Source organism: Cloacibacterium caeni (assembly GCF_907163105.1).
GTDB classification, from domain to species: Bacteria; Bacteroidota; Bacteroidia; order Flavobacteriales; family Weeksellaceae; genus Cloacibacterium; species Cloacibacterium caeni_A.
In genome coordinates this window covers 2,142,514-2,169,012 of the sequence record NZ_OU015321.1, presented here as the reverse complement: position 1 = coordinate 2,169,012, position 26,499 = coordinate 2,142,514, and the positions used below count along the sequence as shown (strand labels likewise).

Here is a 26,499-nt window from a genome sequence, read left to right as displayed (position 1 = left end):
GGGATTTGCTATTATCTTAATGCTCTTCTTATATGAGATTCTCTATTCATTAAATAAATCATTGAAACAATATTTCCTACAAATAGTAGAGGAATAATCCATAAAAATTTATTTTTTATAGGATTTTTAATAATATCTAATAAAACTACAAAAATTGCAAGCAACGTAAAAACAATTGAAATTGATAGTACTAAATTTGGAGTAAATATTCCAAAACTCAAATGAGAGAGTTTAAGTAAAGTGCCTAACACAGTAAATATAAATCCTAGTATTGATATGGGAAAAATAATATTTTTTGGAATTAATAAATGATGGGTTTTCATCTTGATATTATCTTAAAAGTTGGTCAAAAGTATTTCCTTGGGTAATATCTCCAGAATTATAACCTTTCATGAACCATTCCACACGTTGTTTAGAGCTACCATGAGTAAAAGCTTCTTGGTTTACATAACCCGCCGTTCTTTTTTGAATATTATCATCGCCTACTGCTGCTGCTGCTTCCATAGCGCTCTGAATATCTTGAGGATCAAGAAATTTTTCTCTGTTATCGGTTTGTTTTGCCCATAAACCTGCGTAGAAATCTGCCTGTAATTCTGTAGCTACCGAAGTTTTATTCATTTCACCCTCGGAATATTGTCCGCTTCTGCGCATTTTATCTACTTGTTGAGTAGTTCCTAAAATCGTCTGGATGTGATGCCCAATTTCGTGAGCTAAAACATAGGCCACCGTAAATTCTGTAACTCGAGCGCCAAATTTCTGTTGCATTTCCCCAAAGAAACTCATATCCATGTAAACCGTTTCATCTGCAGGGCAATAAAAAGGTCCCATCGCAGCTTGTGCAGTTCCGCAGCCAGATTGCGTTACATTTTCGAAGAGTACAATTTTCGGTTCTTTGTATTGCATTCCGTTTTCAGAGAAAATTTTAGTCCAAGTTTGGTTATTTTCTGCAGAAAGCATTCTTACAAATTCTCTTACCTTAACTTCTTCGGCAGTGAGTTCTCTTTGTTCCGTTTGAGGAGCGTTTCCAACACCATTACTTAAAATAGCAGAAGGATCACCTCCCAAGAAAAATATAATTGCAGCAATGATTAAGGTTCCTAATCCACCACCAACTAGCATTCCGCCACCGCCAGAACCTCTTCTATCATCTACGTTATCTGCTCTGTCATTTGTCCATTTCATAATTTTAATATTTTAGATTTAATGATGGATAAATGTAATAAAAAATTATTTGTCGAGCATTTTATTTTTTAGCCAAAAGCTTGTACTTTGATAATTTGAAATGGTTTGATCTACCAAATCTTTTCTAGGATTGTCTTGTAAAAGATTTTCGGTGTAATAAATGTTAAACTCAGTTGTGGTATTGGTATTAGGTTTTTGAACTAATTGATATTGTTTAATATTTTTAGTAGGAGAAATCACCGTAAGGTAATTGTCTTTTACGAATCCTAAATCCTGATACGTTGCAATATACGCTCTAGGAACGAAATTTTTAGAGAAAACATCTTGACCTAAAAATTTAGATTGATATTTGAAATTCAATAATCCCAAAACGGTAGGCATCACATCTATCTGAGAGGTAATTTGTGAGAATTTCTGTGGAGCCACAAATTCTGGAGCATAAATCATCGCAGGAATTCTGTATTTATCCATTGGGAGTTCTGTTTTACCAGCACTAGATGAACAATGGTCTGCTACAATCACGAAAACGGTATTTTTGAACCAAGGCTGTTTTTGAGCCATTTCAAAAAATTTCATGATAGAATAATCGGTGTATTTTACGCCACCTTTTCTAGATTTAGAATCTGCAGGAATGTCTATTTTCCCTTCTGGATAAGTAAAAGGTCTGTGGTTAGAAACCGTCATCCAATGATGGAAGAATGGTTTACCAGCTTTATAATCTTTGTTCATTTCGCTAATGGCTTTTTTGGCCATATCTTCGTCACAAACACCCCAAACATTTGCAAAAGTGATTTCTTCTGGAGTGAAATTATCTCTATCTACAATTTCGTAACCATTTCCTGCGTAGAAATCTTTCATGTTGTCAAAATAGCTGTAACCGCCGTATAAATATTTTACGCTGTAACCTTTTGACTTAAAAACGCTTCCTGTGGTGAATTTATTTTTGTTTTCTTTTTCTCTTTTAATAACACTTTCTCCAGCAGTTGGAGGAATACAAAGCGTTAATGCTTCTAAACCTCTTACCGTTCTGTTTCCTGTGGCGTATAAATTGGTGAAAAATAAACTTTTTTGTGCCAATTGGTCTAAGAAAGGAGTTACACTTTCTTCGTAACCATAAGCTTTCATGTAAGCTGCGGACAAACTTTCTATAGAAATGAGAACTACATTTTTTTGTAATTCTGGTTTCTCAGAAGTGATAGTTCTATTTAAAGTAGTGGTTCCTAAAGGAAGCAGAGTGTTTTTTTCTGCGGTTTTTTGGTCAACAGTAGGATAGAAGGTGAAAAAATCTAACGTATTATTGCTAAACGCTTCGTAGAATTTTACCATTCCGTTGGCTGCGATTTCCTGTTGGAAAATGTTTCCTTTTTTAAGGTTAATTTTCTCTGAAAAACTTAAACTGATTCCCAATAAAATAGCAAAAACACCTAATAATGTAAACTTTTGAACTAAATTAGGTAATTGTAAAAGGCTGTCTTTGGTCTTTTTGTAAATCCACCAAGTTGCCAATCCTGTTACTACGAAAATAGCAGTAAACAGAGGAACGATAGGATAACTTTCCATAATATTTCCTATAACTTCAGTGGTGTAAATAAGATAATCTACCGCGATAAAATTATAACGAACCCCAAATTCATTGTAGAAGAAATATTCTGAAACGGCATTGAAAATAATCAAAAGCACGTACAAAAATAATGTGGTAAAGTATAAACTGTTTCTGATTTTAAGCCTTTGTTTTGGTAAAAACAGCATCAATGAAAAAAATAAAATTTTAAGCCCCAAAAATGCTAAAACAATTTTTACTACGCCACCTCCATATTGTTTGAAAATATTATTTGGAGTTGCTAAAATGTATATAAATGCAAGAACCAGAACTCCTAGGATGATTTGTCCGTAAGGTTTTTGATATTTACCGTTTGACAGGAATAAAAAATAAAGTGCTAAAAAGCTACTGGCAATTGTAAATACCAAAATGTCATTCACTAATCCTACTGAAGTAACCTTCAATATTTCTGCAAAAGAAAAATCTGCAGTGGTAATCGGGTGGAATACAAATACTAACCTTAATAAAAAGGAAACGATAAGGTAAAAAATCCCTAAATAGAGAAAAGGTTTTACTTTTTGAAGATACATTTTAATACAATTTTGAGATTTGGGTGTAGAATTTGACTATTTATTCAAATTTCTTCTGAATTCAACCATTCTAAGAGCAGTAACCGCCGCTTCTACGCCTTTGTTTCCAAGGTTTCCGCCACTTCTTGCTAAAGATTGTTCCTTATTATCATCTGTCAAAACACAGAAAATAGCCGGAACATCTGTCATTACATTACAATCTTTAATTCCTTGAGCTACAGCGCTGCAAACGTAATCAAAATGTGGAGTTTCTCCTCTAATTACATTTCCGATGGCAATTACTGCATCATGGTTTTCTGCGGCACACAATTGCATGCAAGCGTAGCTTAACTCAAATGCACCAGGAACAGAAAAAATTTCTATATTTTCTTTTTTTATGCCTTCTTTTTCTAGAATTTGTATCGCTGCATCGCGAAGGTTATAGGTTACAAAATCATTCCAATCTGAAACAACAATGCCGATTCTAAAAGAATCAGCATTTGAGATTTGTAATGGTTTGTAATCCGAAAGATTTACAGTTGCCATTTTATATTTTTAAAAGTTTTTTACCATTTCTATATAAGCATCAGAAGTACCGCCGTCATAGTCTGCATATTTTTCTTCGATGGTTTCGAAGTATTTTTTAGCTTCAGCGTTTTTCTTCATTGCAAGTGCTAGTAAACCAGCTTTTCTTGTAAAGTAATAAGAAGTGTAAGCATCATCAGAAGCAGAAGCGGCTTTGTCTAAAAGAGAAAGTGCATCTTCATTTTTGTTAAGATTTGCTTGAGCATCTCCCATTGCTCCATATTTTAGAGCCATTAAGATTTTATTATCAGAAGAAAACTTGTCTAATAAATCGTAAGCTTCTTGGTATTTACCTTCTTTGAATTTTAATAAACCTGCATTGTAAGCAGAAAGTTTACCAGCATCAGTACCAGGAAATTGCTCATAAGTACCTTTGAATCCTGGATTTGCAGCAGATTTTCCACCTAGTGCGATATCATCTTTCCCTTCAGAAAGGTTTTTTTGAGCAGCCAGATAGCTCAGTGTAGCTTCTTCGTTTTTAGGATTTGCGATGAATTGCTGATAAGCAAAGTATCCTAAAACCGCTAATACTACAGCACCGAAAATAATCCCGATTTGTTTAGCGTATTTTTCAATGAACATCTCTGTTTTGAGCGCGGTTTGGTCTAAATCTTGAAAAATTTCTACCGTTTCTTTTCCTTCGTTCTCTAGCTCTTTTTTGCTTTTATGCTTGTCTGTCATAATTTTGAAATTGAAATGCAAAAATAATAGTTTCTATTGTGATATACAATATTTATTTTCAGTGGTTTTCAGTTAGGGTTTTTATGAGAAATATTTGTCTTATTGAGGATACATGTTTTGTAGGTTTTCAATCTGATGAGGTTGTCCAAGAATGAAAATACAACTATTCGGTTCTATGAGTTTACTTTCGTCAGGATTAATGATGTATTCGCCGTGAACGTCTTTGTAGCCTACAATTTTACATCCTGTTTTTGGGAAAATTTTAAGTTCTTCTAATTTTTTGCCGATAAATTCTTTGGAAAGTTTATCCGTATAAATTTCTAAAACGTTAATTTTTTTGGTGCCTTCCAACACAATATTATCAATAAATTCTACCAAATCTGGGGTAATAAGAAGAGAAGCCATGTGTTCGCCGCCAATTTTATCAGGCATAATTACATTTTCGGCACCTGCTGTTTTCAGTTTTTTGATGGTACTGCTGTTAGATGCTCTACTGATGACTTTAATTTTTGGATTTAATTCTTTAGAACTGATTACAATAAAAAGATTATCTGCATCAGATGGTAAACTAGCGATGATTCCATTTGCCTTTTCTACTCCAGCTTTGATCAATATTTCATCTTCTACCGCATTTCCGTGGATAAAAATAGTGTTGCGGAACTCATCATCTCTATTTTCTAGCGGTTTTTTGTCTATAATAACAAAAGGTTTTTTGTGGAGAATAAGTTTTCTGGCGGCTTGTCTGCCATTTCTCCCGAAACCACAAATGATGATGTGATTTTCTAAATTTTTCATATTGCGTTTGATGAGATTTTGTTTGTATTCTTTGGCGAAATTTCCGTTAAAAAATTCTAATGAAAGCGCTGTTAAACCATAGAGCACAGCTCCCACACCGAAAAGCATTAAAAAAATAGTGATGATTTTTCCTAAATCTGAGAAATTGTCGGGCACTCCAAAACCTACGGTAGTAAGTGTCATAATACTGTACCAAACCGCGTCCAGTAATCTCATTTTCTCAGAATACATGAGTGCTAATGCTCCCAATAATACAAAAATGAGTATGGAGACCACTAAAATTAAAATTCTTTTATATAATGCGGAAAATCTATTCATTGTAAATGAATTCTTGTATAAATTTACAAAAAAAATAGTGTAGAAATTGCTTACTTTTGAAAAAAATCATTTGATATGCCTTATCATAAACTTAAAAGAACATTAGCATTACCAAGAGAAGAAGAAGAGCGTTTTACTTTTGCAGAAATAGAAGAAGGTGTTTATTTCCGTGGGCATAACTTGTGGTTACTTGTTTTGTCTATGGCGATTGCAAGTATTGGTCTTAATATCAATTCTCCTGCTGCAGTAATTGGTGCGATGCTTATATCTCCATTAATGGGACCAGTGGTAGGACTTTCTTTTGGTTTGTCTATTCACAATAAAAATTTGGTAAAACTTAGTCTTTATAACTGGGTGATAATGATTGTTACCGGTTTGGTAGCTTCTACTATTTATTTTTTAATATCACCATTTCATCAAGAGACGTCACAATTAGCAGCATTTAAAGAAGCTACTATTTTCGATTGTTTGTTAGCGCTTTTTGGTGGTTTTGCATGGTTTTTAGGAATCATTAGAAAGGAAGCCATCAAAGTAATTGCAGGAGTTGCAGTAGCCACGGCTTGTATTCCTCCGCTTTGTACGGCTGGTTATGGAATTGCAAATTTGAATTGGGATTTTTTCTTTGGCGGGATGTATTATTATCTCATTAATTGTTTTTTCATAGGAGTGGGAACTTGGATTTTGAGCATTGTTTTGGGATATCAAAAATATTATCTCGAAAAAGTGGAAAAAAGAAATAAAAAAGATATTCTAATCATTACCATTATCTCTTTATTGGTGCTGTTTCCAAGTATTTTATTGACTCAGAAAAAGTGGAATGCCGAAAAATTGAAATCAGATGCCGAAGAATATATTGATACCATTCAAAAACAAAACCCTGAATTGGCTATTGTAAATTATAAAGCGGAAGAAGAAAATGGTGAAAAATTTCTAGACATTACCATTCTCAATGATCAAAATTTTATAGATTCTCAGAAATTAGATGCAGCTGATTTGCTCAATAAAGAAATTAAATTGAGATGGCATTATGCGCCGAATTCTAAGGCTACAGAAATAAATTATCTTCAACAACAGATTAATGAGCTGAAAAAGGAGTTGGAGAAGAAATAAAATCTAAAAATTAATAGTTCAGAATACTGTACACTTCAGCGTCAAACTGTTTCAGTTTATCTTCGCCGTGTAAATCTTTAAGACCAATTAAAAAACTGAACTGTGTCACTTTTGCGCCTTGTTTTTCAACCAATTTAGCAGCAGCTTCAGTTGTGCCACCTGTTGCTAATAAATCATCGTGAATTAATACTCTTTGGTTTGGTTGAATTTGGTTCGTGCGCATTTCTATTTCGGCAGTTCCGTATTCTAAATCGTATTTTTCTGAAATAAATGGAGGAGGAAGTTTCCCTTTTTTTCTAATTAAAATAAATGGAACTTCTAGGGCAACAGCAATTGCAATTCCGAAGAGATAGCCTCTGCTTTCTATTCCGCACACTACGTCTACTTTTCCTTTGCTGAATTCTACTAAATCTGCAATTACGTCTTCGTATAATTTAGGATTTAAGAAAATGGGCGTAATGTCTTTGAATTGTATTCCTTCGATTGGGAAATCTGGAATATTCTGAATTGTGCTTTCTAATCTAGCGATTAAATCTTGCGTTGCCATTTTATGGGATTTTAATTTATTTTTTTTGAGAAGAATTGATTTTATAGCTGGTGATTTTCCAGCCTGTTTCTGTAGCTTTTAATCCATAAGAAACGTCAAGCGAAGTTGCGTTTCCAGATTTATCTGTTACAGTATAAGTTGCATTTACACTTGCAGTGTTATTGGCATTTGCTTTAGTAGAAACATTGTTTACATCTACACTTTTTACGGTTCCAAAACCAGACGTAGGATTGGCAAATGTTTCATAAGAACCCCAATTCGGGTTTTCTGACTGACTGTAAGCTGCTTTTAAGTTCTGACTGTTTAAGTTGCTTAAGAAATTCACAACGGTATTTTTAGGATCGCCAATTACTTTTGGAGAATCTGTTCCCGTAGCATTTTCTTCTGGAGTTCCTTCAAGATTTTCTGGATTTTCTGAGCTTTGAGGCATCAAAAGAGCGTTAGGATTTACATCTACACCCATTTTGGTCATTTGAATGGTTTTCTTTGACGTTTTTACAGTAACTTTTATGTCAATTTTATTATCCACTACTTTCTCTTGAGGAAGAGAAGAAAATCTCATATAAAATCCTTTGAATTGATTGTTTTGCATCAAATTTTTAGATGTCAAAAGTTTTACTCCTTGACTAGAAACTTCTAAAGTGGTTTCTAAGGCTGCATTCTCGAAATCTACTTTATTTCCTGCAGCATCTAATAATCTTGGAACGATTTGTAATGCTTTTGGTCCTAAAACACTATCTACAGAGACTTCACTGGTTGTAATTTGCAAAGAATTTGCGGCAATATCATTTACATCTGTTTCAGACGGCATGATATTTTGGAAGATATTCATTTCACCTAATGAAGGAGGAGCTGTACTTGCCCAGTTGATTCCGTTTTCTTGTGCTACTTTGTCTGCCATTGCAAAAATTTCTGGCACTTTTTTCCCTTCAAGAAGTTTGCCAAGAGCTTTTAGTTCTTCGATATCACCTTCTGCATCTACGCCAAAGGTTTTTAGAATATAAAGAGCTTCATTAAACTTAATTTGTTTAATAGTGGGAAGCGAAGAAGACATGTCATTGATACTTTCTTGGAAGGCTTTTGTACTGCTTGCATCTACTGCATCTTTTTTACAACCGATTAAAAAAAGCAATGAAAATATGCTTAGAAAAAGGAAACGTTTCATAAAATGAATATTTATATACAAAAATAAAAAAATCCCAACAATAAGTTGGGATTTATATGATGTTTCTTTCTGAAATTAGAAAGGATATTCAAAAATCTTAGACTCTTTTACTAGAGGATTTCCTTCAGGAATCAATTTAAGTTTAGATAATGCAGACATTACTACTAAAACGAATAAACCTACCATGAATAAGAATGCACCAACTACTAATAAGAATGTGTATGCATTATTCCAGAAAGGTCCTACTGTTCCTGGCATTACCATGTTGAAGAAATCTAACCAGTGACCTAGAATTACTAGAACAGCCATTGTAGTTACTACTTTGTAATTTCTCTTGATGCTAGAACTTACTAACACCAATAGTGGTATTAAGAAGTTGATGATAAGCATTGGTAAGAATGTGTACTTGTAGTAAGCAAATCTATCGAAGAAATATCTTACTTCTTCTGGGATGTTTGCGTACCAGTAAAGCATGAATTGGTCAAAGAATAAATAAGTCCATAACATTGAAGTAGCAAATAAGAATTTAGCTAAATCATGTAAGTGATTATCATTAAACTGTGGTAAAACTCCTTTTTTCTTTAAGTAAACTGCAACAATAATGATTACTGCAACAGCACTAGATAAAGTAGATACCATAGAATACCAAATATAAAGAGTAGAATACCAGTGAGGGTCAATAGACATTAAGAAATCCCAAGCCCAAGCTGCAGAAGCAAATCCGAAGAATGCTATGTAACCTACGCTCCAGTTGTATAATGCTTTGTAATCTTTTCTATCTTTAGTTTCGTCTAATCTCTTAGAAACTTTTTTAATTTTCCAAACGAAGAACCAAGAACCAATTACATAAATAAGGATTCTCACTACATAGAAAGGAATATTTAAAAATTTAGATTTTTCGTAAAGGATGACATCAAAGTTTGGAGAATTAGGATCGATTAAGTCTTTATCCATCCAGTGATATAAGTGAGCAATCCCACCTACGTTTAGGAAAGTTAAGATTAATAAAATAATCCCACCTACTGGAATGAATGAAGATACCGCTTCCATCACTCTTGTTACAATTACAGACCAACCAGCGTGAGCTGCATGCTGAATTGATAAAAAGAATAAAGCACAAGCAGAGATTCCGAAGAATAACATAGCAGCAGTTAGTAAAGCCGAGAACGGCGTATTATGAATCTGATGCGTTGCATGTTCTAAGTGTGCAGCATTATCTTGAGGTCCTACTAATTCTGAAGAGTTCATTGGGGTATGATGTTCTGTACCATGGTGTACATTATCCATCATTGTCTGAATTGCAGACTCATTTAACCCATGATTTAACATGTAGCCAATACCGAATAGTACCAATCCAACAACTATCAGTATAATAGAATACAATTTTAATTTTGGTGAAAAACTATACATTTTTTTCTGTTTTTATTATTTAGTATTGGTTTGAGTTGTAGTTGCATCAACAGCGGCTACAGGAGCTACAGCATCAGCTTTGAAAGCGCTCATTACATACATTGCTACTCTCCATCTATCAGCAGGAGCTAATTGACCAGCGTAAGATCCCATTAAGTTTCTTCCGTTTACAATTACATAATGAGTAGTTCCTACTGTAATCTGTCTGTCTTTGAAAGCTGGAACACCAGAATATGCACCACTTTGTACAATTGGACCTTGTCCATCACCAGCTACACCGTGACAAGCTGCGCAAGTCATTTCGTATAATTTTTTACCTCTTGCTAAGTCCTTTTCTTTATTTTTAGGATCTAGAGGAGAAACAGTAACACTTTTTGACTCTTCATAAAATGCAGTATATTCTTCTACATTTTTAGGAGTTTTATCTTCTGGTAAAATTCCTTCCTTGTCTTGAGGAACCGTACCTTCTACAGGAGAAAGTAGAGTAGAACCGTAGTTATTTACAAAAGCCGGGATTTCGTTTTCTTTGCTTACATAATGCCCATCTGCTTTACTAGCAGTTTTAATCATTGGATCATAAGCAATAGGGAAATACATATCCGGGAAAAAAACTAATGGCGGATTATCTTTTGGTCCACAAGAATTCAGCGCGATAACTGAGATTCCCAAGATGGTTGTTATTTTTAAAATATTTTTCATATTACGCATCTTTTACAGTTATTTCTTCTACACCTGTTTCAATCAGCATCTGTTTAATGGTTTCTACATCGTCAGATACAAACTCCATCATAAACTTATCATCCGTAGTTCTAGGATCTGGATTCTGAGGAGCAGCTCCAGGATACATTTTATTTCTTACTAAGAAAGTAAGAGACATCATGTGTGCAGCACAGAATACCATTAATTCAAACATTGGAACTACAAAAGCAGGCATGTTATGAGCCCACGAGAAAGCTGGTTTACCACCTATGTTTTGTGGCCAGTCATGATTCATCATGTACCAAGTTGCTAAAGCACCAATGGTAACACCATAAACTGCATAGATAAAAGCTGCGTCTGAAATTCTAGTTTTCTTAAGACCTAAAGCTTTATCTAGTCCGTGAACTGGGAATGGAGTATACACTTCGGTAATTTCAATACCTTTATCTCTGAAAGCTTTAACGCCGTTCATTAAATCGTCGTCATCGCCATAAAGTCCATATATTCTTTTAGTGGTGCTCATCTCCTTCTTTTGCTTTATAAGTTTCACCTGAAATTTTCAAAATAGTCTTCAATTCAGCCTGTGCAATTACAGGGAATGTTCTAGCGTATAATAGGAATAATACTCCGAAGAAACCAATTGTTCCTAAATAAACTCCTACGTCTATAATCGTTGGCTTAAACATCGTCCAAGAACCTGGTAAATAGTCTCTAGAAAGGTTGATAACAATGATGTCAAATCTTTCAAACCACATACCGATGTTGATGATTAATGCTACGAAGAAAGTCCAAATAATATTTGTTCTTAATTTTTTGAACCAGAAAGAAGCAGGAACAACTAAGTTACAGATAATTAGTGCCCAGAATGCCCACCAGTAAGGACCAGTAGCAGCACCTGGAGATAAATATGTAAAGTCTTCATATCTACTTCCTGAGTACCAACCGATGAAGTATTCTACAGCATAAGCTACTGTTACCATACCACCTGTTACGATGATTACGATGTTCATGATTTCGATATGATACATAGTAATATAATCTTCTAAGTGTGCTACTTTTCTAGCAACTAATAGAAGGGTTTGTACCATTGCAAATCCTGAGAAAATCGCACCTGCTACGAAGTAAGGAGGATAGATTGTAGAGTGCCATCCTTTGATTACTGAAGTTGCGAAGTCAAATGATACCGTGGTGTGTACTGAGAATACAAGTGGTGTTGCTAAACCAGCTAATACAAGAGATAACTCTTCGAATCTTTGCCAGTGTTTTGCTTTACCACCCCAACCGAATGCTAGGAATGTATAAATCTTTTTAGTCCAAGGCGTTTTTGCTCTATCTCTAATCATTGCAAAGTCTGGGATAAGTCCCATGAACCAGAATACGGTAGATACAGAGAAGTAAGTAGAGATTGCAAATACGTCCCAAAGTAGTGGAGAGTTAAAGTTAGTCCAAAGAGAACCAAATTGGTTTGGTAAAGGGAATACCCAATATCCTACCCAAACTCTACCCATGTGAATTACTGGGAAGATTGCTGCCTGTACAACTGCAAAAATCGTCATCGCTTCTGCAGAACGGTTTACAGACATTCTCCATCTTTGTCTAAATAATAACAATACTGCAGAGATTAAGGTTCCTGCGTGACCAATACCTACCCACCAAACGAAGTTAGTAATATCCCAACCCCAGTTAATGGTTTTGTTTAGTCCCCAAGCTCCGATACCGGTACCAATGGTGTAAGCAATACATCCAAAACCGTATACAAATAGAACTAGAGCTGCCCAAAAAGAAATCCACCAGAGTTTTCCGGCTCTTTCTTCGATAGGTCTTGCAATATCTTCGGTGATATCGTGATAAGTCTTGTGACCAATAATTAGCGGTTCCCTAATAGGGGCTTCGTAATGTCCTGACATTTTTTACCTATTTATATTATTTAAACGTTTTTTTCTTTTCTGTTTCTCACTTTTGTATGGTAGAATACGTTTGGTTTAGTACCCACTTCTTCTAACAATACATATTTTCTCTTGTCATTGAATAATGCTCTTACTTCTGATGATTTGTCATTCATATCACCAAATTTAAGTGCTCCTGTAGAACAAGCTTGTGAACAAGCTGTTTTAAGTTCTCCATCTTCAATTCTTCTGCCTTCTTTTTTAGCTTCTAGAATTGTAGCTTGAGTCATTTGGATACACATAGAACATTTTTCCATTACCCCTCTAGTTCTTACTACAACATCTGGATTTAGAACCATTCTTCCTAAATCGTTATTCATGTTGAAGTCAAACTTATCATTCAAGTTATAAGTAAACCAATTGAATCTTCTTACTTTGTAAGGACAGTTGTTTGCACAATATCTTGTACCGATACATCTGTTGTAAGCCATTTGGTTTTGACCTTGCTTACCGTGAGAAGTTGCAGCAACAGGACAAACTGTTTCACAAGGTGCGTGATTACAGTGCTGACACATTACTGGTTGGAAAATCACATCAGGACTTTCGTTTGGTTCAATTAATATATCATAAAGGTTAGGAACGTTTAATCCCTTGTCTAAACCTTCTTTTACTTCAATTTTTTCTTTAGCAGAGTAATATCTATCGATTCTTAGCCAAGCCATATCTCTAGACATTCTTACCTCTTCTTTACCTACTACAGGTACGTTGTTTTCTGCTTGACAAGCAATGATACAAGCTCCACAACCGATACATGAGTTAAGATCTACAGAAAGATTAAAGTGAGGGCCATCAGTATCATCGAAAGCATCCCAAAGGTCTACTTTACCCATAGGTAATGTTCCTTGTAATGTTTCCATTGTTAATGGCTTATTCCACTTATTTACGTCTTCGTTTAAGTAAGTATCTAATGTTACTTCTTTAGCGATTTCGTAACGACCCATTAATGTATTTTGAAGCTGTACTCCTGCAAATTCGTGATCATCTGCTCCTGATTTTTCAATAGAAACATTAGATACTACAGTGTTATACCCATCAAATAGAGGATAAGCGTTTACACCTGTTTCAGCTACTTTACCTGAGTCTTTTTTACCATAACCTAAAGCAAGACCTAATGAACCTTCTGCTTGACCTGGCTGAATGAAAACAGGAACGTTTTCTAATTTCACACCATTTACAGTAAGATTTACCACAGTACCATCTAACTGCATTCTCGCATTTAATTCATTTTCGATACCATATTCTTTAGCGTCTGCTGGAGAAATAGTAAGGTAGTTATCCCAAGCCATTCTCGTAATTGGATCTGGTAACTCTTGTAACCAAGGGTTATTGGCTTGAGTACCGTCTCCCATTGCAGTAGTGGTATAAAGTACAAGTTCTAATTTAGAAGCTTTGAAACCTTGTAATTCTGAAACCGCTTTTGCAGCATCTCCACCTGTGTAAGATAGAGTTCCTGTAATGTTTCCTGCATTAAAACCATTGTAAAGAGCTTGGTTAAATGAAGTTCCATTAAGAATTGTTGCAGCATTAGCTTTTAAATATTCATAATAGTTAGGAGTAAATCCTTTTCCGTTTATCCAAACAAGAAGTGATTCTTCAATTTGTCTAGATTTGAATATTTTTTGGATAGTAGGTTGCATTAATGAATAAGAGCCAGTTTGAGGAGCAATATCACCCCATGACTCTAACCAATGCGCTGCTGGAATGACTACTTTCGCTGCTTGAGCAATTTCATTTTTCTTATCAGCTACAGCAACTACAATTCCTACTTTGCTTAATGATTTTTTGAATTCTGCACCTTTTGCGTGAGAATAGATTGGGTTTACGTTGTTAGCAACTAAAACACCAACTTGACCAGCATTTACCCAAGTTAAAAACTCGTTAAATCTTGCGTTGTCATATTCTTTTAATAGGTTAGCTTTTCCTGTGAAAGCTACAGAACCTAATTTTTGATTGATTAAGTGTGCTAAAACATAAGAAGCTTTAGAACCGTCTGCAAAAACTACCGCTTTGTTTCCTTTAGCTTGTAATTCTTTAGCAATTTCAGAAGCTACTTTATCAGAAGTACCGCCTCCTACGATTGCGTTATAAACTTCTACTAATGTTTTATTTACAGCAGAAGGTTTTTGTTTAATTCTGGTATCAGCATTAGCACCAGTAAGAGACATGTTAGATTCTACTTGAATATGTCTAAGCATGTTAGCTCCTGGCTTTCTAGCAGCTGCGTATGATGTTTCTAAGCTGTTTGCGTTATAATCTCCTAAGAAATCTGCTTGGAAAGAAACCACTAATTCAGTTGCTGATAAGTCGTAAACTGGTAATGCTCTATTACCGAAAACTTCTTGAGCAGCGTCTAATGCAGCAGCATACGTATAAGCATCGTAAGTTACTAATTCTGCATTAGGATATTTGGTTTTAAACTCTCCGAATAATTTCTTGAATGTAGGAGAAGGATATGAATGAGAAAGAACTACAATTTTCTTGTTTTCAGCTTGAGCTTTAGTTAGTGCTTCTAGAACTACAGAATCTACTTTGTCGAAAGTTTCGTCTTTACCGTCTAGTTTTGGTTGCTTAATTTTATCATTATCATATAATGACAATACACTTGCTTGAGCTCTAGCATTTGTTTTACCTAGATCGTTTGCAGTTTTATTCGGTTCAATTTTAATTGGTCTACCTTCTCTAGTTTTTACTAAAACACTAGCAAAGTCAAACCCGTCAAAATAGGTAGATGCATAATAATTAGGAATTCCTGGAATAATACTGTGTGGTTTTACCACGTAAGGAATTGTTTTGATTACTGGAGCTTCACACGCTGCAAGAGTAACTGCAGCTGTAGAGAAGCCTAATAATTTTAAGAAATCCCTTCTAGAAGTCCCAGAATTGTTCATTTTTTCTGCATCACCCAAGAACTCATCTACAGGAATTTCGTTTTGAAATTCTTTTTGAGCCAATTTCGCATTAAGCGATTGGTCTTTAAGTTCGTGAATACTTCTGAATTGTATTTTATTTGAAGCCATTTATACTTCTAATTTTCTGTTATTAATAATGACATTTACCACACTCTAAACCACCAATAGCATCTACGGTCATTTTAGTTTCTCCACCGTATTGTTTTTTCAACTTGTCGTGAAGTTTTTGGTAGTATTCTTTGTTATAACCGTTTGTCATGTCTACTTCTGTAGTTCTGTGACAATCAATACACCATCCCATTGTGAAGCTATTTGCCATTTGTACTTTGTCCATTTCTTGAACTTGACCGTGACAAGCTTTACATACTACGTCTACTTTTTTAGCTTTGATGATGGTTTGTTCACCTGCTACCACGTGTTGTGCGTGATTGAAGTATACGAAATCTGGCATATTGTGAATTCTCACCCACTCGATTGGTTTAGTTTTTCCAGTGTAAGACTGTGAACCTTCATCCCACCCAGCAGCTTCGTAGATTTTCTTAATCTCTGCAGTATAGAATTCTCTAGATTTTCCTTCTTCTATGTATTTTCCTTTGTATTCTGAAATACCTTTGTGGCAATTCATACAAACGTTTACAGAAGGGATTTCTGATACTTTACCATACTTAGCACTTGAGTGACATAATTGACAATCGATTTTATTCTCACCAGCGTGAATTTTGTGAGAGAAGTAAATAGGTTGCTCTGGTTGATAACCTTTGTATACACCTACCCACATTAACCAATTCCAAATTCCGTAAAGTGCAAATAGGGCTAATAATCCCATTAATGCTTTACCTAGCGTATTGTACTTCTCGTAGAATTCGCCAATTGAGTTGATTCTTGTAGCGTCTAGAGCAGAAATTTCTCCAGATTTTCTGTGTAAATTTACGAGTTGGGTTAATCTGAAAAGTAACCAAAGAAGTAATCCTCCAACTGCGGCTAAAGAAATTAATAGAGCAGATGAATTATTTTTTTCATCTTGAGCAGCTTTGATGGCTTCTGGTGAATTCACATCAGTTTCTGCTGCAGCAGGCTCTGCTTTTGGCGGATTAGTGGTGTATTCTAGAAGGTCTGCAATATCCTGATCTGTAAGATTTGGATACGCAGTCATCTCTACTTTGTTGAATTTTTCGAAGACTTCATTCGCATACTTATCGCCAGAAGCTCTAAGTGCTTTGTTATCTCTAATCCATTTTTGGAACCAATCTACACCTAAATTTTGTTCCGTTTTTAATCTGTCTACTACGCCTCCTAAAGCTGGGCCTACCATTTGTTTATCTAGCGCATGACACGCAGAACAATTGGTCTTAAAAAGGGTTTCTCCTTTCTTAGCGTCACCTTTAAGATCTTGAGCGTAAATAGAAGCACTGGTTGTTAAGAGCAAACTACATGCTAACAACACTCTCTTGTAATGCTTTCTCCAACTAATCATTTAAATAATCTTGGGTTAATACTATTGAGTTTACATTCAATTCCGCAAAAATAATACTTTAACACAATATTAACAGAAGGTTTGTGTGTATTTTATCAAATTTTTTTAATTTATAATTGTTCTAAATAAGAAAGATTGGTATAATTTTTATTTGTATTAACTTTGTCAAAAATAATTTTAATGAAAAACGTAATAAAAATACTATCATTATTAGCTTTTTTAAGTTTTAATATCTCTAATGCTCAGGTAGTTGAGAAAAAAGAAACACATAATGGAACAGAGTTGAAAGTTTCTATGGATAGCAGAGTAAATGAACTTTTAACGGATTTAGAAGGGAAATGTGATAAGATTAAAGAGGAAGAAGCGAACAAAAATGAAACTCCGAAAGTAGAAATTTCGACGAAACCTAAAACAAATGCTGAAATCTGTAGAGATAATCCTAGAATTTTAGGTTACAAAATTCAGGTGGCGGTTGTAAAAAGTAATGAAGAAGCCAACAAAGTGAAATCTTATTTCCGTACGAAATTCCCAAATATGAAAGCAGAAACTGATGCTTCATTAAGACCAAATTATAAGGTTTTGGTGGGAAGCTATTTCAGTAAGCAATCTGCAAGTGGCGATTTAACAAGAATTAGAAGTTATTTTCCTGCTGCAATTGCCGTACAATACAGAGTTTTTTGTGTAGAAGCGAAATAATTTTCACACATTAGCATAAAAAATCCACCAAATTTTGGTGGATTTTTTTTATTTAATTTTTTACTAAAAGTCTGAACCCTTCTCCATGCACGTTAATGATTTCTAATCCTTCATCATCTTTTAGGAGCTTTCTGAGTTTAGCAATGTACACGTCCATACTTCTTGCCGTGAAATAATTTTCTTTTTTCCAGATTTTTCTTAATGCTAAATCTCTTGGCATGAAATCATTTCTGTGTAGACAAAGAAGTTTTAGCAATTCGTTTTCTTTTGGCGAAAGTTTGTATTCATTATCACCTACTCGCAATTGTCTTAAAACTGAATCGAAAAACATGTTAGAAATTTTAAATTGCTCTTGCTCTTCGTCTTCTACTACTGCACTTCTTTGTAAAATAGCTTTGATTTTGTATAAAAGTAATTCGGTGTCAAATGGCTTTGTGATGTAATCATCTGCACCAATTTGATAGCCTTTTAAAACGTCTTCACGCTGGTTTCTTGCTGTTAAAAATATAATGGGAGTATTCTTGTCTATTTTTCTCACGTCTTCAGCTAGTGAAAAGCCGTCTTTTTTAGGCATCATGACATCAAAAATACAGATGTCAAATTCCTTTTCTGTGAATTCTTTTAGCCCTAATTCTCCGTCAATAGCAAGGGTTACATCAAAGTTGTTAATGCTTAAATAATCTTTAAGTACCGCTCCGAAACTTTGGTCGTCTTCTACTAATAAGATTCTGTTACTCATAATATTTGGTGTTTTTTATTTGTTGTTATTTCATCGGCAGTTTTATGGTAAATGTGCTGCCTTTATCTTTTTCTGATTCTACAATCACTTGACCGTTATGTAGTTCTACAATTTTCTTCACGTAAGACAATCCTAAACCTTGTCCTTTTACATTGTGAATATTCCCAGTTTCTTCTCTGAAGAATTTTTCGAAAATTTTGGTTCTGTTATGTTGTTCCATTCCCATTCCTTTATCAGAAATCGCAATGACATAAAATCCAGGTTCGTTTCTGGTAGTAATTCTAATTTCTGGGGTTTCTGGCGAATATTTATTAGCGTTGTCCAGTAAGTTGACCAGTGCGTTAGAAAGGTGAAATTCATCTACTTTTACATGGTAATGTTCCGCTTTGAATTCTTCGGTTAATGTTCCGCCCCTTTCTTCTACAATAAGTCTGAATGATTGAGAAATTTGCTTAATGAGTTCTCTTACATTGGTCTCTTTTAAGAAGAGTTTCACCTCGTTTCGCTCTAATTTAGACATGTTGAGAACGTTTTCTACCTGTTTTTTCATTCTCAAGTTTTCTTGCTTGATGAGTTGAGAATAATATTTTACCTTTTCTGGATTGGTAGAGATTTTATCATTAGCCAAAGCATCTGTCGCTACGGAAATGGTAGCTAATGGTGTTTTGAATTCATGAGACATGTTATTGATGAAATCAGTTTTTACTTCAGAGATTTTTTTCTGTTTCATCATGTAATTAATCGAGATGATGTAGATTCCCAAAATGGTTAATAAGGACATGAAAGTTCCTAATAACATAGGCAAATTGTTCATTGCCAAAGACGCATCTTTTCTTGGAAAAACGAGCGAAAGCGTAAAAAGCGTTCGGTCTTTATCGTCTGTAAAAAGTGGAAAATTATAATTGGTTTTGTCTCGCTGATCTAAATAAGTGTTATTAGAAATCTGAGTTAATTTATTGTTTTTGTCCAAAATTCCATAACCAAATTTAGAGTTTATTCCATTGTTTTTCAGTTCTTTAGCGAGAACGGAATCCAGCATTTTTGGATTAACTCTTTGGTTGATAGGTAAGTTAGAAGCATTAAATTTCGCAAACTCTGTCAAGGTAAATTGTCCGCTGCTGATGTCTTGACTCTGAACCGAAGAAATAATCTGAGGAGTACTTTCGTTTTTTTTAAAGCTGTATAAACCTTCGTCTTTGTAAAGTTTTATTTTGGTAATGCTGTCTCCCTTTTTAGAAATCGGAATATTTTGTTTTTCAATAATGGTTTTATTGAAAATAAGCGTGGTTTTGTTTGCAGAATCCTGCGTTTGTTGGATTTGGAAAAGAGTAGGACTTTTAGCGTTATTGGCTAAAGTTTTGTCGAAATTTTTAAACTTTTCGTTGTATTTCTGAATCTCTAATTCTTCAATTTTCTTACTTGAATTTTCTAGCGCAGTATATACTTTATTAGAAAAATCTTGCTCTAGTGCGCTGTAATATTCTTTAAGCCAATAAAATTGCAATGACACGAAAACAACAAGTGAAATCGTCATAAATACGGAGATTATTGGGATAAATTTATTATTCATTTTCGCCTAAAAATTTTGTTAAAATTAGAAATTTAACACAAATTAAACAAAAAAATCACAGTATTTTTATATGATTTTTCTTAAAAACGAGAATTTTAACAAATTATTGTGAATTAATTTCCCTATTGTAGAAATTTTTTAAGAAATTTCTAACAAGTCTTCGTCTATAAAATATTGAATAATGGCTTTTTTCATGAGCAGTTGTTGCTCATTCGGTTTCAGTTCTGGGAGTTCTTCTAGTTGTTTGTACATTGGCCAACCGTCATCATCATAATCTTCAAATTCATAAAACCCGAAAGGTTCTAGCAATCTGCAAACCGCAATGTGAATAAGATTCACCTTGTCATCTTTAGAATATTTTTGTTTCCCACTGCCTAATTCTTGGATTCCTATCAAAAACAAAAGTGTTTCAATAGGCGGATTTTTCTCCGTTTGAAAATTTTCAACGAAAAATTTTTCTATTTTTATCCAAAGTTCTGTTTCGTTCATGATTAATCATTAAAACTTGTCATTCTGAACGGAGTTTACGGAGTGAAGAATCTTTTGATTTTAATAAATAAGATTCTTCATTTCATTCGTTCCTCATTCATTCAGAATGACAGCGTTATTTTTTGTTTTCTAATTTTAATAAAAATGCATATTCTAGAGCGTCTTCCTTCAAACTTTCAAATCTTCCAGAAGCGCCACCGTGACCAGATTTCATATCGGTCTTGAAGATGAGAATATTATTATCTGTTTTTAAATCACGCAATTTTGCAACCCATTTTGCAGGTTCCCAATATTGCACTTGGCTGTCGTGAAAACCAGTGGTGATTAATGCATTTGGGTAATTTTTTGCTTCTATATTATCATAAGGAGAATAAGAAAGCATGTAATCGTAATATTTTTTCTTTTTTGGATTGCCCCATTCATCAAATTCTCCAGTTGTCAAAGGAATTGTTTCATCTAACATGGTAGTGACCACATCTACAAAAGGAACTTGCGCCACAATTCCGTTGAAAATTTCAGGTTCGTAATTCATAACCGCTCCCATCAAAAGTCCACCAGCAGAACCGCCCATCGCATAAAGATGTTTCGGAGAAGTGTAATTTTCTGAAATGAGGAATTTCGCAGCGTCAATAAAATCAAAAAAAGTATTTTTCTTTTTCAGCATTTTTCCGTTGTCATACCATTCTCTTCCTAAATATTCACCACCACGAACGTGAGCAATCGCATAAATAAAGCCTCGGTCTAAAATTGACAATCTTACATTCGAAAAACTGGCATCAATCGTGTGTCCGTAACTTCCGTAACCATATAATAAAAGCGGAGTTTCGGCAGATTTTGGAGTGTCTTTATGATAGACCAAAGAAATCGGGATTTTCACTTTTCCGTCTCTGGAATTTGCCCAAATTCTTTCAGAAATATAATTTTTTGAATCAAAAGTTCCGCCTAAAACTTCCTGTTGTTTCAAGAGTTTGGTTTCACCCGTTTTCATATTATATTCGTAGGTAGAACTTGGCGTGGTAAGCGAAGTGTAACCATAACGCAAAACTTCTGTGTCAAAATCTAAATTCAGCCCAACATAAGCTGTGTAGGTAGGTTCGTCAAAAGGCAAATAATGAGATTTTCCTGTAGAATTGTCTATAATTTTCAGTTGAAGTAAACCTTCAGTTCTTTCTTCAATCACGAAATAATCTTTGAAAATTTCAAAACCTTCCAGTAAAGTTTCCTTTTTATGCGGAATTACTTCTTTCCAATGTTCTTTAGAAGGTTTATCCACCGAAGTTTTCATAATTTTGAAATTGGTAGCATCGCCTTCATTGGTGATGATGTAAAAATCATTTTGATAATGTTCTACCGCGTATTCTAAATCGTCTTCACGTTTTTGGATGACTTGCCATTCTGCAAAAACATTATTTGACGGAATAAACCAATGTTCATCTGAAATGGTAGAAGAACTCGCAATAAAAATATATTCTAAAGATTTTGATTTATAGACACTTACGTCAAAAGTTTCATCTTCTTCGTGGAAAATGAGAACGTCTTCTTCCTGAGAAGTGCCAATTTTATGTCTGTAAATTTGGAAAGCGCGTAACGTTTCGTCTTTTCTGATGTAGAAGAAATGTTCATTATCTGCTGCCCAAACTGTTTTACCAGTGGTGTTTTCTATTTTGTCGTTTAGAAATTCTCCCGTTTCTAAATTTTTGAGCAAAATGGTATAGATTCTTCTTCCTACAATGTCTTCCGAAAATGCAGCCAACTGATTATTCACCGAAACAGAGAAACTTCCTACATCGTAAAAATCTTTTCCATCGGCCATTTCGTTTACATCTAGCATGAGTTCTGCTTCGTTTTCCAAGCTTTTAAAATGTCTGTAGAACAGTGGATATTCTTTTCCTTTCTGAAATTTTACCACATACCAATATTCATTGAAAAAATAAGGTAAGCTCTCGTCATCTTCTTTGTAACGAGCTTTCATTTCTTGGAAAAGTTGTTCTTGCAAATCTTCGGTATCTTTCATCACGAAGTCGCAATAAGCGTTTTCTTCTTCTAAATATTGTAAAACTTCGGGATTTTCTCTTTCATTGAGCCAGAAAAACGGGTCGTTTCTTTGGTGACCGTGAATTTCTAGTGATTTATCTATTTTTTTTGCTTTGGGAGCGTTCATCATTAAGTTCAATTTGAGTGGAGCAATAAGTAATTTTATTTCTCTAAATTTTAAATTTTTGCAAATATAGGTTTTCTAAAAAAGAAAAAAATCACCAAAAATATTTTGATGATTTTGATAATATCTATAATGTAGAATTTTATTTGTTATTGGCTCTGATGTATTTTTCTATTGCCATCGTCATAGAAGGGTTTTCTTTAGTAGGAGCCATTACATCTATTTTTAAACCAGCTTCTTCTGCTGCGTTTTGGGTAGTTACCCCGAAAACTGCAATTTTTCTATCTCCTTGTTCAAAATTTGGGAAATTATGGAAAAGAGATTTGATTCCTTGGTGAGAGAAAAACACAAGCATGTCATATTCTTCGATTTTCACATCAGATAAATCGCTAGCTACCGTTCTGTACATTACTGCTTTAGTCCAGTCAATTCCTGATTGGTCTAAGATTTTAGTTGTTTCTTCTGTCACTACATCAGAACATGGAAGAAGGTATTTCTCGTCATGGTGTTTTTTGAAAAGTGGCAATAAATCTGCCATTGATTTTTCACCAAAAGAAATTTTTCTTTTTCTGTAAATAATGTGTTTCTGAAGATAATTCGCAATCGCTTCTGATTGGCAAATATATCTCATATTGTCAGGAACAGAGAAACGCATTTCTTCTGCTAATCTGAAATAGTGATCTATGGCATTTTTACTAGTAAAAATAATACCTGTATAGTGAGAAAGGTCAATTTTTTGAGTTCTTAATTCCTTAGCATCTACACCTTCAACATGGATGAAAGGTCTGAAATCAATTTTAATTTTTTCACTTTTAGCCATCTCTAAATATGGTGAAGAATCACCTTGTGGAGCAGGCTGAGAAACCAAAATAGATTTTATTTTCATTCTTAAACTTAATAAAACGATTTATAAAAACCAAAATTTCCAAAGCACCAATATTGGTAGAATTTGGAGTGTGCAAATATACAAAAATTTATAATACCATTGTCTAGGCAAAATTTGCTGAGGATGAAACAGATAGATTAATATTTTGATGGTAAATGCTATGAAAATCAAGCTGCTATAGTAAAAAAAGGCATTAGAAGTTTTGAAATGCAGGTAATAATGGAGGAAACTTATGACCAAAATCACCAACGAATACACCATAAAATATTTCTGCGCCACAAAAGAATACCTGCCGAATCGCTCTAATTGATTGATGCTTCCGTAGAATAAATAGACGAAGATGTTTTTAATAAGTTGAAAAAGAAGCAGTGAAAAGAGAACAAAACCAAACTTGTTAAAAGTAATGCCTGCTACAACTAAATTTTGGGTAATAAATTTCGGGACAATCGGAATGAATTGCGAAAATAACACCGAAAAACTTACCGAAAAAAGTATAGTAGTGAGAACCCAACTTAAAGTGTTATTGTTTGATTCTTCATAAGGTTGTAAAATAAATTCTATCAAGGTTACATCTCTGTGCAGGGTTTTAAATATGATAATATAAGACAGAATAATGCCTATAATACAGTAAATGACCCAGTCATGATGTTCTACAACTCTTATCAATTTATTAGATTTTTTGCAAAAGTAAGAATTTTAAGGAATACATTTTGATATAAGGCTATATTAAATAATTATTTAAAACCTTAAAAACATTATCTTTGCATTTTCTTATCTCTATGAAAAAATTAGTCATTATCCCAACCTACAACGAAAAAGAAAATATAGAAAACATTATTAAAGCGGTTTTTGTTTTAGAACAAGATTTTCATGTTTTGATTGTAGATGATTCATCACCAGATGGAACCGCAGAAATCGTAAAAAAAATGCAGCATGAATTTCCGCATTTGCTACATCTTACCATAAGAAAAGTAAAAGACGGATTAGGCAAAGCTTATATTCATGGTTTTAAATGGGCACTAGAAAATGGTTATGACTACATCTTCGAGATGGATGCAGATTTTTCGCACAATCCTAATGATTTGCCAAAATTATTTGATGCCGCACAAAAAGGCGATATGAGCATCGGGTCTAGATATTGTAAAGGTGTAAATGTGGTAAACTGGCCTATGTCTAGGGTTTTACTATCTTATTTCGCTTCTAAATATGTGAGATTCGTTTTAGGAATTCCTATTTTTGATACCACTGCTGGTTTTGTATGTTTTTCTAGAAAAGTTTTAGAAAATATCGGACTAGATCAAGTGAAAATGACAGGGTATGGTTTCCAAGTAGAGATGAAATACAGAGCCTACAGAAAAGGTTTTAAAATAAACGAAGTTCCTATTATTTTCACAGATAGAACAGAAGGAGAAAGTAAAATGAGTGGCGGAATTATAAAAGAAGCCATTTTTGGAGTAATTAATTTGAAATTAAAATCTATCTTCGGTAAAATATGAGAAGACTCCTCGTTTTTTTTATACTATTTTCACTGTTTTCCTGCGAAAAAATTGTTGATAAGCCCAAAAATCTTATCGAAAAACAAGAAATGGCAGAAATAATAGCAGATTTTGCTATTTATGACCAAACGTATACGGTAAAACCAGATGCCAATATGGAATTGGTAAGCAGATTTGTTTTGAAAAAACATAAAATAGATGCTAAAACTTACCGAGACAGCTATAAATATTATATTTCTAATCCAGAGGAAATGGATGACATCTTTGCAGAAGCTAAAGAAATTATCTTAGACAAAGACCCAAAATTAGAAGATTACATAGAAAAAAAGAAAAAGGAGAATCCTAATCTCCCAGAATTTTTAAGATAAAGTACAAACTTACTTTTATACAATAATGCAGAAATTTTTTGAAGTTGAAAAAAACACTTCCGGTAAAGCAAGAGCCGGAAAAATAACTACAGACCACGGCGAAATTCTTACTCCTATTTTTATGCCAGTAGGAACAGTAGCTTCTGTAAAAACCGTTCATCAGCATGAACTAAGTGAAGACATAAAAGCACAAATTATACTTGGGAATACCTATCATTTATATTTAAGACCAGGCATGGAAATCATGCAAGAAGCAGGAGGTTTGCATCAATTTATGAATTGGGAAAAACCCATTCTTACCGATTCAGGTGGTTATCAGGTTTTTTCACTTTCTTCTAGCAGAAAAATGACTGAAGAAGGAGTGAAATTCAAGTCGCACATTGATGGGAGTTACCATTTCATTTCTCCAGAAAAATCTATGGAAATTCAGCGTCAGATTGGAGCAGATATTTTCATGGCTTTTGATGAATGTACGCCTTATCCTTGCGAATACAATCAAGCAAAACTTTCAATGGAACTTACGCATCGTTGGTTAAAAAGATGTATTGATTGGACCAATGAAAATCAAGAAATTTACGGTCATAAACAGCACCTTTTCCCAATTGTTCAAGGTTCTACGTATTCTGATTTAAGAAAAATTTCAGCAGAAGTAATTTCTGAAGCTGGAGCTGATGGAAATGCGATTGGTGGACTTTCGGTTGGTGAACCAGAAGAGGAAATGTACAGAATTACAGATGAAGTAACCGATATTTTGCCAAAAGATAAACCAAGATATTTAATGGGAGTTGGTACACCTTGGAACATCATCGAAAGCATTGGTCTGGGAATTGATATGATGGATTGTGTAATGCCTACCAGAAATGCGAGAAATGCGATGCTTTTCACTTGGCAAGGTGTAATGAACATGAAAAATAAAAAATGGGAAAAAGATTTTTCTCCATTAGATGAATTCGGGACGAGTTATGTAGATAGAGATTATTCTAAAGCATATGTTCGTCACTTATTTGTAGCCAAAGAATATTTAGCAAAACAAATTGCTTCTATTCATAATTTGGCGTTTTATTTAGATTTGGTAAAAGTTGCTAGAGAGCACATTATTGCTGGAGACTTCTACGAGTGGAAAGAACAAATCATTCCACAGTTGAGGCAAAGACTATAAAAACAATT

Annotated in this window: 25 protein-coding genes; 5 read left to right on the top strand and 20 right to left on the bottom strand. The window is 34.0% G+C overall.

Going from position 1 to position 26,499, the window contains the following annotated elements:
• Window positions 1-11 precede the first annotated feature (11 nt).
• The 6 genes from KKQ76_RS10120 to KKQ76_RS10095 all read right to left on the bottom strand — a co-directional run bounded on the left by KKQ76_RS10120 (window position 12) and on the right by KKQ76_RS10095 (window position 5,670).
• The gene (locus KKQ76_RS10120; RefSeq protein WP_213197031.1) at window positions 12-323 is read right to left on the bottom strand and encodes a hypothetical protein; all 312 of its coding nucleotides are present in this window, start codon (window positions 321-323) and stop codon (window positions 12-14) included.
• 7 nt (window positions 324-330) lie between these two features.
• A complete protein-coding gene (ypfJ, locus tag KKQ76_RS10115; protein WP_213197030.1) occupies window positions 331-1,182 on the bottom strand; it encodes a KPN_02809 family neutral zinc metallopeptidase in 852 nt (283 codons plus the stop codon).
• A 45-nt stretch (window positions 1,183-1,227) separates the two neighbouring features.
• Window positions 1,228-3,312 (bottom strand): LTA synthase family protein, encoded by a 2,085-nt coding sequence (locus KKQ76_RS10110; RefSeq protein ID WP_213197029.1) that lies wholly within the window; start codon window positions 3,310-3,312, stop codon window positions 1,228-1,230.
• Window positions 3,313-3,348: 36 nt separating this feature from the next.
• Window positions 3,349-3,837: a 6,7-dimethyl-8-ribityllumazine synthase gene (gene ribH / locus KKQ76_RS10105; protein ID WP_213197028.1), complete on the bottom strand. Its 489-nt coding sequence runs from the start codon at window positions 3,835-3,837 to the stop codon at window positions 3,349-3,351.
• Window positions 3,838-3,846: 9 nt separating this feature from the next.
• Complete coding sequence (locus tag KKQ76_RS10100) at window positions 3,847-4,557, bottom strand: YfgM family protein (RefSeq protein WP_069799990.1); 711 nt, start codon at window positions 4,555-4,557, stop codon at window positions 3,847-3,849.
• 99 nt (window positions 4,558-4,656) lie between these two features.
• Entirely contained in the window at window positions 4,657-5,670 is a 1,014-nt protein-coding gene (locus KKQ76_RS10095; RefSeq protein ID WP_213197027.1) for a potassium channel family protein, read from the bottom strand.
• Between the two features lie 75 nt (window positions 5,671-5,745).
• On the opposite strand from KKQ76_RS10095, the gene KKQ76_RS10090 reads away from it, so the two are divergent.
• Complete coding sequence (locus KKQ76_RS10090) at window positions 5,746-6,780, top strand: DUF389 domain-containing protein (RefSeq protein ID WP_213197026.1); 1,035 nt, start codon at window positions 5,746-5,748, stop codon at window positions 6,778-6,780.
• A 10-nt stretch (window positions 6,781-6,790) separates the two neighbouring features.
• Here KKQ76_RS10090 and KKQ76_RS10085 read toward each other — a convergent pair whose 3' ends face one another.
• The 8 genes from KKQ76_RS10085 to KKQ76_RS10050 form a co-directional block, all read right to left on the bottom strand.
• Window positions 6,791-7,327, bottom strand: a complete 537-nt coding sequence (locus tag KKQ76_RS10085) for an adenine phosphoribosyltransferase (RefSeq protein WP_213197025.1) — start codon at window positions 7,325-7,327, stop codon at window positions 6,791-6,793.
• Between the two features lie 16 nt (window positions 7,328-7,343).
• Window positions 7,344-8,492 (bottom strand): DUF6694 family lipoprotein, encoded by a 1,149-nt coding sequence (locus KKQ76_RS10080; RefSeq protein WP_213197024.1) that lies wholly within the window; start codon window positions 8,490-8,492, stop codon window positions 7,344-7,346.
• 75 nt (window positions 8,493-8,567) lie between these two features.
• Window positions 8,568-9,902, bottom strand: a complete 1,335-nt coding sequence (locus tag KKQ76_RS10075; RefSeq protein ID WP_213197023.1) for a quinol:cytochrome C oxidoreductase — start codon at window positions 9,900-9,902, stop codon at window positions 8,568-8,570.
• A gap of 15 nt (window positions 9,903-9,917) precedes the next feature.
• Window positions 9,918-10,610: a c-type cytochrome gene (locus KKQ76_RS10070; protein ID WP_213197022.1), complete on the bottom strand. Its 693-nt coding sequence runs from the start codon at window positions 10,608-10,610 to the stop codon at window positions 9,918-9,920.
• Entirely contained in the window at window positions 10,603-11,124 is a 522-nt protein-coding gene (locus tag KKQ76_RS10065; RefSeq protein WP_213197021.1) for a DUF3341 domain-containing protein, read from the bottom strand. Before KKQ76_RS10065 ends, KKQ76_RS10070 begins: the two co-directional genes overlap by 8 nt.
• Window positions 11,111-12,508, bottom strand: coding sequence for an NrfD/PsrC family molybdoenzyme membrane anchor subunit (nrfD, locus tag KKQ76_RS10060; RefSeq protein ID WP_069800010.1), 1,398 nt, complete (start codon window positions 12,506-12,508; stop codon window positions 11,111-11,113). Before nrfD ends, KKQ76_RS10065 begins: the two co-directional genes overlap by 14 nt.
• Window positions 12,509-12,528: 20 nt before the next feature.
• Complete coding sequence (locus tag KKQ76_RS10055; RefSeq protein ID WP_213197020.1) at window positions 12,529-15,564, bottom strand: TAT-variant-translocated molybdopterin oxidoreductase; 3,036 nt, start codon at window positions 15,562-15,564, stop codon at window positions 12,529-12,531.
• A 22-nt stretch (window positions 15,565-15,586) separates the two neighbouring features.
• On the bottom strand, window positions 15,587-16,930 hold the full coding sequence (locus KKQ76_RS10050; protein ID WP_213197019.1) for a c-type cytochrome: 1,344 nt from the start codon (window positions 16,928-16,930) through the stop codon (window positions 15,587-15,589).
• Window positions 16,931-17,110: 180 nt separating this feature from the next.
• Here KKQ76_RS10050 and KKQ76_RS10045 point away from each other — a divergent pair, with 180 nt between their 5' ends.
• The gene (locus KKQ76_RS10045) at window positions 17,111-17,626 is read left to right on the top strand and encodes an SPOR domain-containing protein (RefSeq protein WP_213197018.1); all 516 of its coding nucleotides are present in this window, start codon (window positions 17,111-17,113) and stop codon (window positions 17,624-17,626) included.
• A gap of 52 nt (window positions 17,627-17,678) precedes the next feature.
• On the opposite strand, the gene KKQ76_RS10040 is transcribed toward KKQ76_RS10045, so the two are convergent.
• The 6 genes from KKQ76_RS10040 to KKQ76_RS10015 form a co-directional block, all read right to left on the bottom strand.
• The gene (locus tag KKQ76_RS10040) at window positions 17,679-18,365 is read right to left on the bottom strand and encodes a response regulator transcription factor (protein ID WP_069800018.1); all 687 of its coding nucleotides are present in this window, start codon (window positions 18,363-18,365) and stop codon (window positions 17,679-17,681) included.
• A 25-nt stretch (window positions 18,366-18,390) separates the two neighbouring features.
• Window positions 18,391-19,935: a sensor histidine kinase gene (locus KKQ76_RS10035; protein WP_213197017.1), complete on the bottom strand. Its 1,545-nt coding sequence runs from the start codon at window positions 19,933-19,935 to the stop codon at window positions 18,391-18,393.
• A gap of 138 nt (window positions 19,936-20,073) precedes the next feature.
• Complete coding sequence (locus KKQ76_RS10030) at window positions 20,074-20,424, bottom strand: hypothetical protein (protein WP_213190098.1); 351 nt, start codon at window positions 20,422-20,424, stop codon at window positions 20,074-20,076.
• Window positions 20,425-20,539: 115 nt separating this feature from the next.
• Window positions 20,540-22,585 carry a S9 family peptidase gene (locus tag KKQ76_RS10025; protein WP_213197516.1) on the bottom strand — a complete coding sequence of 682 codons (2,046 nt, stop codon included), beginning with the start codon at window positions 22,583-22,585 and terminating at the stop codon, window positions 20,540-20,542.
• 139 nt (window positions 22,586-22,724) lie between these two features.
• On the bottom strand, window positions 22,725-23,468 hold the full coding sequence (locus KKQ76_RS10020; RefSeq protein ID WP_213197016.1) for a uroporphyrinogen-III synthase: 744 nt from the start codon (window positions 23,466-23,468) through the stop codon (window positions 22,725-22,727).
• Window positions 23,469-23,489: 21 nt separating this feature from the next.
• Window positions 23,490-24,134 (bottom strand): DUF4271 domain-containing protein, encoded by a 645-nt coding sequence (locus KKQ76_RS10015; protein ID WP_213197015.1) that lies wholly within the window; start codon window positions 24,132-24,134, stop codon window positions 23,490-23,492.
• 113 nt (window positions 24,135-24,247) lie between these two features.
• On the opposite strand from KKQ76_RS10015, the gene KKQ76_RS10010 reads away from it, so the two are divergent.
• From KKQ76_RS10010 to tgt, 3 genes are read left to right on the top strand one after another with little or no spacing between them, the layout of a single operon-like run.
• Window positions 24,248-24,964: a polyprenol monophosphomannose synthase gene (locus KKQ76_RS10010; RefSeq protein WP_213197014.1), complete on the top strand. Its 717-nt coding sequence runs from the start codon at window positions 24,248-24,250 to the stop codon at window positions 24,962-24,964.
• Entirely contained in the window at window positions 24,961-25,332 is a 372-nt protein-coding gene (locus tag KKQ76_RS10005) for a DUF4296 domain-containing protein (protein WP_213197013.1), read from the top strand. The genes KKQ76_RS10010 and KKQ76_RS10005 overlap by 4 nt, the downstream gene beginning before the upstream one ends.
• Before the next feature lie 25 nt (window positions 25,333-25,357).
• Window positions 25,358-26,491, top strand: coding sequence for a tRNA guanosine(34) transglycosylase Tgt (gene tgt / locus KKQ76_RS10000; RefSeq protein WP_213197012.1), 1,134 nt, complete (start codon window positions 25,358-25,360; stop codon window positions 26,489-26,491).
• The last annotated feature ends 8 nt before the right edge of the window (window positions 26,492-26,499 follow it).